This is a genomic window from Blautia difficilis (genome assembly GCF_014297245.1).
GTDB lineage: Bacteria > Bacillota > Clostridia > Lachnospirales > Lachnospiraceae > Blautia_A > Blautia_A difficilis.
Genome location: NZ_JACOQG010000067.1, coordinates 1 through 3,861, shown reverse-complemented (window position 1 = coordinate 3,861; position 3,861 = coordinate 1). Strand labels below are relative to the sequence as shown.

The window sequence follows — 3,861 nt, the reverse complement described above, 5'->3', positions numbered from 1 at the left end:
TCATGCCTTTTGAGCGTTTTACTGCTTTGATTTTCTTGCTCGTATCTCTCACCAGCCATTCGTTAAAGATATTCCGCAGCGGGGCAAAGTCATTGTCGCCCTGTGCGCTGTCCACTCCGTCATTGATAGCGATGAAGCGGACACCTTTCTGTGGGAAAATCATTTCCGTGTACATTCCCACTTGCAGGTAGTTTCGCCCTAACCTCGACATATCCTTTACGATAACTGTCCCGACTTTTCCGGCTTCAATGTCCGCAAGCATGGCTTGAAAACCGGGTCTTTGAAAGTTCGCACCAGAATAACCGTCGTCCGTGTACCAGCGCAGATTGGAAAAGCCGTTCTGCTTTGCATAGGTTTCAAGGATACGCTTCTGATTGGAAATGGAATTGCTTTCGCCTTGCAGCTCGTCCTCATGGGATAGTCTTGGGTAAAGGGCGGTAATTGGTTGTTGGTTGGTCTGTCTTAACATAAAATCCTCCGTTTCCGACAGCCAGCCCCACTATTCCGTACCTTGATTGTACCACATGGGGCGGCTGTCTGTATAGCGGCAAAAGCGTCAAATCTGCTTCTTTATGGTCGGTCAAATCGCCGTTTTTTGTGTAGCAGCTTCCGCTTCCAGCACTTTCATCATCTTGTCGGCTGCGGTGTCGGTTGCGCCCTGCTTGAAGAAGCCGGAAACGGTAAGGACGGAGTTGCCCATGCGGATTTCCGTCACACAGTCCGGGCGGCGGTCTGTTTTGGTGGTGCTTGTCTGTTTCGTTTCTGTCATAGGCTCTCCTTTCGCTGCTTCATCAGTTGCTTTAAGCGTTCCAGCTTTTCCTGTGCGGTTTCCTTTCGGAAATTGCTGCCCGTGAAGCGGACGGGGGCGCACATGGAAGTCAGCCTGTCATAGATACGGGCGTGGGGCGTGTCCTGCGGGTGCTGCAATTCCTCCAGCGTGAGGTTGGTCGTGGCGATCAGCGGCTTGCCGCTTCGGTAACGGCTGTCAATCACGCTGTAAACCTGTTCCAGCCCGTATTCTGTCCCTCGCTCCATACCGAAATCATCAAGTATCAGCAGAGGGTAGCTGCAAAGGCGGGAAATATATTCGTTCCTGCTCTCAAAGCTGGCGGCAAGGTCATTGAGTATCGTTGCAAAGTTTGTCATGCACACCGGGACTTCCTGCTCCATAAGGGCGTTGGCGATACAGGCGGCAAGGTAGCTTTTTCCTGTCCCCACGCCTCCCCAAAACAGGTAGCCGATATTTTCAGCCTGCATGGTTTCCCAGCTATCCACATAAAAACGGGCGGTTGCGGTCTGCGGGTTTCTGCCGTTGTCATGCTCAAATGTCCAGTTCCGCATAGCGGGGTCGGTAAAGCCCCGGCGTTTCAAGTCCTCCACTTTTTCAAGGTGCTTCTGTCGACGTTCAGCGGCTTCCCGTTTTTCACGGGCTGCCCGGTGGCAGTCGCACTCTGCCGGGTGTCGGTCATGCCCTAACCATTGGGCGGTTTCTTTTGGAAAGTATGCTTCTTTTGGCGTATGGCACTTGCCGCAGTATAAAAGCCCGTCCTCGCCTGTGTAGTCCTCCGCTTCGGCGGTAGTGGCTGTAATGTCCGTAATCATAGCTTCAATCCCGTTTCTCATAAGCTCTCGCCCTCCTTGCATGAATAATCGGGTATGCCCTGTTTCGGGGCAGCCTTGCCTTTGGCAGCGTCCTCCTGCGCCCACTTGTAAATGGTGGCTGCATGGCTGTGGTACTGCTTCCCGGTGGAAGCGATATGGCAGGAAAGCCGGTCAATATAATACTCCCACTTGTCGGGCAGCTCTGTTTTCAGCCCGGAAAGCTCTGTATCGGTCAGTATCACATTGTTGTATCTGCCATAAGCGGCGGGGGTGGGGTGTCCCGTTTCTCCCTCTCTCTCTTTTTCTATCTCTATCTCTTTCTCTAACTCTATCTCTGGTGGACGAATGTCGGACAAATGTCCGCCTTTTGTCCGGGGCGGTAAAAGTGCCTTGTTTTCCAGCCTTGCAGCCCGTTTTCGCTCGGCTTCGGTAGAGGACTGTCCTATCATCAGCTCAATGTCGGTCATATAGAAAGCCCCGCTGTCAAGCTGCTCCACAAGCCCCAACTGCCGGAAAATCTCTAAAGCCCTCTCAACTGTCCCTATCTGGTGGCGGGTCAGTGTCGCTATCATCTGCGCTGTGTAGGGGATATGCTCGTCAAGCTGCAACTTCCCGCCGTTTTTCAGCGATTTTAAGTACAGCTTCAAGAGAATATTGGAATATAAAATCCCGTCTTTCATATCTTCCAGCAGTACAATGGAGTCGCTGTCAAAAAAGTTCTCTTTCAGCTTGAGGTAGTAATACTTGCGGTTATCTGCCATTGTCCCTGTCCTCCTTTTTCCGGCGTTTGGAGTAGTAGCGGGGGCAGAGTATGATAACCGCCCGGAAGCTCTGCTTGCAGCTATGGGTACAGCCCCGGCAGAGGTCGTTGTATGTGATACGGTCGCAGGTGGTATTCCCGACTTTTACTTGCCGCAGGAAAAAAGACCATTCCAGCCGCCGTTTCTTGCTCATTCTTGGCATGGGTGCGCTCCTTTCTGCCGTTTCCGCTGGTGTGGCGGTATCGGCGATAATTCTGTATCATCTCGGTATCATTTTCGGGGTTTTTCTGCCCTGTAAGCCCGTTAAAAAATCCTTTGGTATTGCGATAGGGTACGGGGCAGCCCCCTTGTTCGGTATGGGTTCGGGTACATTTTGGGGTGGTTTTTATCGCTCCTGTTCCTGCCTTTTCACAGGCTTGCGTTCCCGGCGTAAAATCTGGTCGATATTGCCCTTGACAGTCTGTAAGCGGCGGTATTCCTCCCGTTTTGCCCGGTAATCGTTGTAGCCGCTGTTTTTCTCTTTGATAAGGCTTTCAATCTCTGCTTGCAGGGCTTTATGGCTCGGCAGCTTGGAAATGCCGTTCTCCCTGAAATAGCGGGCGGCTGCGTCTGCTATGATAAAGTCGCTTTCGTGCTTCTGTCGGTAGGCTGCTTTTGCTTTGGCGTTTTTCTGCTGTTTCAGCCCGTCCCGGACAGAGCGGGTCTTGGAATAGGCAAGCACCTGCCGTTGCAGCTCCTTTTTCCCGTCCAGCGTCTTTTCCACCTGCTTCAGCTCCGTAAGGCTTTCTCGCATGGCGGTATAGGCGGCAGAACAGGCTTCGTCCAGTTCCTCCGGGGAAGAAAAGCCGTACTGCTGGTAGGCGGTAACGGTAGCCGCCATTTGCTTTAGATTGTGCTTTGCCGCCCAGCGGTCATAGCCCACGCCCTTGCCCTCGGCTCGCTTGGCTTCCCGGTCAACCATGCGCTGCAAGGTGTTGTCTGCCGGGGTGGTTTTTGTGGTTTTTTCCCCTTGTGACGGCTTTTTAACTGCGACAGGGTATTCGGGTATGGCTTTGGTCTGTTCTGCGGCTCTGCGGGCGTTCTGCGTAAGCAGGGCAAGGACAGCAGCCTTGTCAAAATCGTCCCCCAGCTTCCGGGCTGTGATAGGCTTTGTCCTGTCCGGCGTGAGGTAGGAAAGCCGCCCCCGGCCCTCCTTGACGGTCACACCCTCCCGCAGCAAAAGGGAAGAAAACTCGTCAAAGCTGGTAGCTTGGGAAAATGCCTGCCGTATCGTCCGGCGCAGCTTCGCCTTGTCCGTTTCAAACTTGGTGGGCTTGGTTGGCTGTCCGGCGACTTCTCTGGCGGCGTTCTCTTTATCAAGGGCAAGCTGCCCTTTCTTTGCCGCCCAGTATTCCCGTTCTGTTATCCGTTCCTTGCTGCCGTTCAAGAGGTCGATTTGGTAAAGCCCCTCCCGGTGGCACATCTCCATGACTTCACTCTTGAAATATTCCATAGCGGC

At 53.2% G+C, this 3,861-nt stretch carries 6 protein-coding genes; all 6 read right to left on the bottom strand.

Annotated elements, in window-relative coordinates; translation table 11 throughout:
- The coding region (locus H8Z82_RS16670) for a recombinase family protein (protein ID WP_181567031.1) at positions 1-469 on the bottom strand (469 nt) is incomplete at its 3' end.
- Between the two features lie 111 nt (positions 470-580).
- Entirely contained in the window at positions 581-769 is a 189-nt protein-coding gene (locus H8Z82_RS16665; protein ID WP_002569233.1) for a transposon-encoded TnpW family protein, read from the bottom strand.
- Entirely contained in the window at positions 766-1,623 is an 858-nt protein-coding gene (locus H8Z82_RS16660; RefSeq protein ID WP_186995740.1) for an ATP-binding protein, read from the bottom strand. Before H8Z82_RS16660 ends, H8Z82_RS16665 begins: the two co-directional genes overlap by 4 nt.
- Complete coding sequence (locus H8Z82_RS16655) at positions 1,620-2,363, bottom strand: phage replisome organizer N-terminal domain-containing protein (RefSeq protein ID WP_087212868.1); 744 nt, start codon at positions 2,361-2,363, stop codon at positions 1,620-1,622. Before H8Z82_RS16655 ends, H8Z82_RS16660 begins: the two co-directional genes overlap by 4 nt.
- Complete coding sequence (locus tag H8Z82_RS16650; protein WP_005927784.1) at positions 2,353-2,565, bottom strand: hypothetical protein; 213 nt, start codon at positions 2,563-2,565, stop codon at positions 2,353-2,355. Before H8Z82_RS16650 ends, H8Z82_RS16655 begins: the two co-directional genes overlap by 11 nt.
- Before the next feature lie 183 nt (positions 2,566-2,748).
- Positions 2,749-3,861: relaxase (locus H8Z82_RS16645; RefSeq protein WP_186995739.1), on the bottom strand; the 1,113-nt coding region annotated here is incomplete at its 5' end.